This is a genomic window from Chloroflexus sp. MS-G (assembly GCF_000735195.1).
In the GTDB taxonomy this organism is placed as follows: domain Bacteria; phylum Chloroflexota; class Chloroflexia; order Chloroflexales; family Chloroflexaceae; genus Chloroflexus.
Genome location: NZ_JPIM01000197.1, coordinates 1 through 4219 on the forward strand (window position 1 = coordinate 1; position 4219 = coordinate 4219).

Annotated in this window: 2 protein-coding genes; one reads left to right on the forward strand and one right to left on the reverse strand. The window is 53.5% G+C overall.

Features of this window, described 5'->3' with window-relative positions; translation table 11 throughout:
- The first annotated feature begins 23 nt into the window (after positions 1-23).
- Positions 24-602, forward strand: a complete 579-nt coding sequence (gene pth, locus JE47_RS0119610; protein WP_031461370.1) for an aminoacyl-tRNA hydrolase — start codon at positions 24-26, stop codon at positions 600-602.
- 218 nt (positions 603-820) lie between these two features.
- Here pth and JE47_RS0119615 read toward each other — a convergent pair whose 3' ends face one another.
- The gene (locus JE47_RS0119615; RefSeq protein WP_236631322.1) at positions 821-3781 is read right to left on the reverse strand and encodes a G8 domain-containing protein; all 2961 of its coding nucleotides are present in this window, start codon (positions 3779-3781) and stop codon (positions 821-823) included.
- Positions 3782-4219: the final 438 nt, after the last annotated feature.

Sequence of the window (4219 nt, forward strand, 5' to 3'; positions counted from 1 at the left end):
AGTTATTGGTAAGGATACAACACATGTGGCTCATTGTTGGCCTGGGCAATCCAGGTGAACGTTATGCACGAACCCGTCACAATGTTGGTTTTCGCAGTGTTGAAACACTGGCCGAGCGTCACAGCTTGACGTTTCGTCAGCAGCGGGCTAATAGTCAGCTTGCCGAAGGGATCATTCACGGGCAGCGGGTCGTTTTGGTAAAACCACAAACCTATATGAACCTTAGTGGGCAGGCGGTATCGGCGCTGCGCAACTGGTACAAAATTGATCCGGCGCACGAGTTGCTCGTTATCTACGATGATCTTGATCTGCCATTCGCCCGCATCCGCATCCGCGAGCGGGGCAGTGCCGGCACCCATAACGGCATGCGATCAATCGTTGCGCAATTAGGAACAACGGAGTTTCCGCGATTACGGGTTGGCATCGGCCAACCACCTGGGAAGATGGATGCAGCCGATTACGTGCTGAGCCGCTTTACACCGGAAGAAGAAGCAGTACTACCAGATGTCCTTGCCCGAGTAGCCGATGCAGTTGACGTGATCTTGCGCGAGGGCCTGATCACGGCGATGAATCGGTATAATCCCCTGCAGGAAATGGAGTAGGTCCCCTCACCTTCCCCCCCGCCCCCCTTCCTCTCCCGCACTGCGGGAGAGGAAGGGGGGATGTTCTGCCCGGTAAGATTCTTCCGCTCTCACACAGGGAGAGTTACAGTGGAGGGGAAACCGTTCCTTATACACTCTCCCTTTTCTCTCTTTCCTTTTCGGTAGGGGTGGATCAGGCCCCATCCCGTTATCACGTGCCAATGCTGTGCGAGCGGTGGCTATGGTTTGAAAATGCGCAGGTATGTTTCACGGTAGAGCGCTTCGTCGGACAGAGGATCAGATGGATCGCCACCTGGTAGGGGCATCCCACCACTTACGTTTACCCAAACCTGTTGATGAGCATAGTCTTGCCATACACTGTTCTCGGTGGTAAGCAACGCTGCCAGCGAGCTAACCGGGGTTAGATGGCGTACCGGTGTACCAGGTGCTTGAATATCCCAGTACAATTCACGGGTAGTGAGGTACGCCTGAACAGGTATGCTGCTGCTGAACGGGACAGCAAGAATCAGGCGATCGGTGGACGAGTGCATATTGGAGAGCACGAGCATGACTTCCTGGGTCGGCAGAGGATAGCTCACCGAACTATCGCGAAACTCGATCCGGTAGCGACCATTCGGAACGGCGGCAAAATGGCGCATATGTGCCATGATACCGAAGGTGTTACGATTACCACTACTTCCGTCTTCGACCACCCACGTGGCAATTGGTTGCATAGTGTGATCGAGACGGGTGATGGTCAACGGCATTTGTGGCTTGTAGCGGTCACTGCCATCAATGCGAAAACCTGCGACACCGTAGTACGGGCCAGCACAACTCCGGGCATGAGTTTCACCGTCAATCGGCGTACAGGTCTGGCCATTGGTCAGGAACGGCAGGTCGTACACCCAATAGTTTCCTGGCGGCCCCCAATATCCATGTGGATCCCACAAGGCGCCTGCCAGCGCAGCATTCCCAACCGGCGTATTAATGTTCGGCGATATGACCCTTCTGCCAGGATGGCTGTTAATCAACAGGTTATTGGGGTTGCGGATTAACCCGCGATCAACGGGACGAGTGTAATAGTCGTTGGTAGCAAAAGCACCACTGGCCCGATCTAGGCGATTGTGCAGCGGAAAGTTGACGATCACGTTGTTGAAAATATCGAAGGTGCTGTGATAGCTGGCGACGGCTGTATTCGGCTGATCTGATATTGGTGGTAACGTACTGTTGTTCAGGCTAACCCCAACGATCAGCGAATCGACGATGCGACCGTTATCACCGGCACCGGCAAAGAACATTCCGACGTTGTCGGCAGATACAAAACGCACATAATCAGGCCAGGATGTACGATTCCATAACCCGTTATCGCGATTCTTATACGTGGTAATGTCGCTGAAGGTAAAACGCACCCGATTAGCATTATAGCGATCAGGACCTCCATCAACGGTCGGTATGTATTTACTCTCGCGCGTATTCCCTGCATCATCGAAGGGGGCAAAGTCGAGGTTGATGCCCGGTTTGTTGTTCGAGTGCGCAACATTGTGACTGAACACCCCCAACGGCATGTTGCTCGGACGGAGCGGAACAAGTTTATTCAGGCCGAGTGGCCGTTCGGGGAAAGCCAGCCAGAACCCGTTACCGGCTGTATCAGCGGCTACATTCCCGCGCACAATATTGTCGGGGTTGGTCAACCAAAAACCTGACGGACCGCGCCGGAAGGCTTCACGATCACTCGGTAAGATGGGTTGAGGTGGTTGGCGTACCTTCAAGACCAGATTGTTTTCGATCACGTTCCGACGCTCGACAGCGTCTTCGATAAAAATCGCGTGACCGGCAATGTCATAACAGATGTTGTTGCGAATGGTAGTACCATTCGTGCCATGGATCGTGATGCAGCGGTTAGCCGAGTTCCAAATGCTTGAGTTGGTGATACGTTGCTGGGTAGCGTCGCCGATCAGACTGCCGTCAGCCGCATACGACAGTATATGAAAGTGGATCGGATAGCGACCAAGACGACTACCCTGACCGACTCGTCGTAGCTCGACGCCATCGAGGCGTAAGACACCTGTCCCCATGACCATAATCTGGGCGCCAAAGCGGTTAGTTCGCCAGCGTTCATCATCGGCGCCCTGAATCACGATCTGTCGCGAGAGCAGACCTACTTCGGCACGCTCATCGATTACTAGCGGCGTTACTTCTGTGGTTGGCGTTAATGTCAGACCGGTCGTACTAACATACTGCAATCGCCCCCAACGTGCGGTTTGAAGCGGTGTCTTGAGCGTAAGCTCTGTCCCTTCTGCCTGATGTATAGTATGACGTTCAGTTTCTGACACACCATAGAAATCTGTTGGCGCAATGACAATCTCGGCATTCGACGGCCAGTTCACCGGTTCGTCGAGAGTAAGGGTTGTGGCACCGGCAGCCGCATGATCATTCAATTTAGTCCATACACGGTTCGGGATTGCGCCATAGGCCTCGAAGGAACCACCCATTAGCAAGATACCTCGGGTTCCCATCTTCATAACGTCTTCGTTGAGATCATCGGCATTCAGGGTAATCGTCGCCCGCTGGGTAAACGGCTCTGTCGGAGTGCCAATGCGTAGACGACCCTGACCGTGCAGCATGATCCAGCCAACAGTCAGGTCAAGGTCACGCCGATCAAAGATCAGTTCACCTTCGATCAGCAAACTCTTGAGGGGTGGCGGGCTAACATCAAGCAAAACGACTTTACCCGCCGGAATGGTGACGGCATCGCCAGCCTGGGGCAGCCGACCACTCCAGGTTGCCGGTTGTGACCAGCGTTCAACAGTTTTGTTCATTACAAGCGGGACGAAGACTGGGTAGCCTGATTGAACAGTTATGGAGCCACGCATTGTTGGATCGATATCACAGATGAAAGCCGTCTGACCAGGCACGGTAAAGATGTGTGTTGTGCTCTCACCCGGTGCGATCAATGGGGTCTGCCAGCTCCCATCGATGGCCCGCAGGCGATGGAAGGTACCGGGGTCGGGATTAATAAATTGGATGGCACCATTGGCTGTCGTGTATAGTTCGTAGTGCTGACCGGTAGCCAGCGTTACCTGGGTTTGTGGCTGTGCCGGAGCAGCCAGTAATCCAATCAGTGGCGTGAAAATGATACCACATACCAACACTAATAAGCTGGTCAGTATCCGTGGTCGAATGATGTGCGCAAAGGGCATGATTGACAGATTCCTTTCTAGACGGTGTAGATAGAACGGGAGCGTGATCAGTAGCTGTTATCTGCATTCTCTTCACGCATGTCCAAACCATTCTTCATCCCAGAATGCCACCGTTTTAGCGCATTGAAACAAAAATGACTGCAACCGAACATCGAGTTCGGTCTTGGTGAACGACACTGTTACCTTACAGCCGTATCTCGTGTGATTTTTGCGCTACAATTTCACCTTATCCTGATTTGATGAGCAAAAACAATAGTACCTTTTGCCTGTATGATGGTCAGTCGTAGTACCAGCTTGCGGTGTGAGGAGGTTGCACAAGGACAGTACTGTACGGGGGAATCTAAATACGCGCTGCAGGGCACGCCTGATCGTCCTCACCTTCCCCCCCCCCGCCCCCCTTCCTCTTCCGCACTGCGGGAGAGGAAGGGGGGGATTATG

What these genes read in the sequence shown, in the direction of transcription:
- pth (WP_031461370.1), top strand. Translation starts at nt 24, where the DNA reads ATGTGGCTCATTGTTGGCCTGGGCAATCCAGGTGAACGTTATGCACGA.
- JE47_RS0119615 (WP_236631322.1), bottom strand. Translation starts at nt 3,781, where the DNA reads ATGCCCTTTGCGCACATCATTCGACCACGGATACTGACCAGCTTATTA.